The sequence below is a fragment of the Pseudoalteromonas sp. G4 genome (assembly GCF_028875915.1).
Classification (GTDB): Bacteria; Pseudomonadota; Gammaproteobacteria; order Enterobacterales; family Alteromonadaceae; genus Pseudoalteromonas.
The window spans coordinates 1-1,714 of sequence record NZ_JAPEHW010000146.1; the positions used below are offsets into that span (position 1 = coordinate 1).

Annotated in this window: 1 protein-coding gene; it reads left to right on the top strand. The window is 39.3% G+C overall.

What is annotated here, in order from left to right; all coding sequences use genetic code 11:
- Positions 1–142: 142 nt before the first annotated feature.
- Complete coding sequence (locus ON073_RS20260) at positions 143–1,585, top strand: IS1182 family transposase (protein WP_274763675.1); 1,443 nt, start codon at positions 143–145, stop codon at positions 1,583–1,585.
- Positions 1,586–1,714 lie beyond the last annotated feature (129 nt).

The window sequence follows — 1,714 nt, forward strand, 5'->3', positions numbered from 1 at the left end:
TGGCACAGACTGTGTGAAAACTCTGATCACTTTTTGGTCTAAGCATACTCTGTTTATGATCGATTAATCTATACATTTAGTTCAATTAACATACTGATATTTATACAATAAGACTACTGATTCAATCGAAAGTTGAGGCAATATGTCAAAGTTTATTTGTGGCGAGAATCGAGACCAATCAACGCTGTTTCCAGAATCACTGGAAGATTACGTCGGTGAAGAAAATACGGTTAGAGTGATTGATGTTTTCATTGAAGAGCTAAATCTAGTTGAAATGGGTTTTAAAGGGTTAACCTTAAAAGCAACTGGCCGACCTAAATATCACCCAGCCACACTATTAAAGCTTTATCTTTATGGTTATCTCAACCGTATTCAATCATCCCGTCGATTAGAAACTGAATGCCAGCGTAATATCGAACTTATGTGGTTACTTGGTAAGTTGGCACCTGACTTTAAAACTATTGCTGATTTTCGAAAAGACAACGGGGACGGCATTAAAAATGTGTGTAAAACGTTTGTAGAAGTTTGCCGTCGTCTAAATATGTTTGAAGGAGCTGCGGTTGCCATCGACGGTAGTAAGTTCAAAGCCAGTAACAATAAAGCCAATAATTACACTCCAAAGAAAGTGCAGTTCCATATCGACAGAGTAGAGAAGAATATTAGTCGCTACCTTGAACTACTTGATGAAGCTGACAAGGAACAAGTTAACAGTGTAAAAATTGAAGCGACAAAAGAAAGGTTAGCCGACTTCCGTAACCAACTAAAAGAATTGCACGAGATTAAAGAGCAAGTCGAAAATCATCCTGATAAACAAATATCGACTACCGATCCTGATTCACGCTTAATGAAAACCCAAGGCTTTACGAGAGTTGTGAGTTATAACGTGCAAAGTGCCGTTGATACGAAGAATCATCTCATTGTGGCGCATGACGTGACCAACGTACCAGATAGAGGTCAACTTGCGCCAATGACAAAGCTAGCACAAGAAGCGTTGCAGAAAAAAGATATCATGGTGTTAGCAGATAAGGGCTACTTTAGTCAGCCTGATTTGAAGGCTACAATTGAGTTAGGTGCGGAGCCTATCATGCCTAAGACTGATACCTCCTCTTCTGAAAAGAAAGGAATATTTAATAGGTCGATGTTTAAGTACGATGCGGATAAAGACATATACATATGTCCAGCAGGCAACGAGTTACAAAACCGAATGCAGGTGTTTGAACAAGGCAAATATCTTGATGTTTACTTTAACTGCATCGCCTGCCGAGATTGTAAAATTAGAAGTCAGTGTACCAAGTCTAAGAAGGATGCTAGAAGAATAAGGCGCTGGGTGCATGAAAAACTAACGGAGCAAATGCTTAAAAAATTAGAAGACGCACCAGAGCTAATGCTGCATCGAAAGCAAACCGTTGAACATCCATTCGGATCAATCAAACTCTGGATGGGCGCGACTCATTTGCTAACGCGCAGATTTAAAAATGTAAGTACAGAAATAAGCCTTCATGTTCTGACATATAACTTCAGAAGAATGATAACAATCATGGGAGTTAGAGGCTTAAGCAATGCTATTAGGGCAGTATTGCAATAGTAACTTCGCTCGCCTAGATAAAACTGATATGCTGAGAAAAAATCGATCGAAACCATCTTCGATGGTTACTAACTAAAAGCACAGTCAACAACTTCTACTCGACATGAGTTTTCACACAGTCTGGGCACT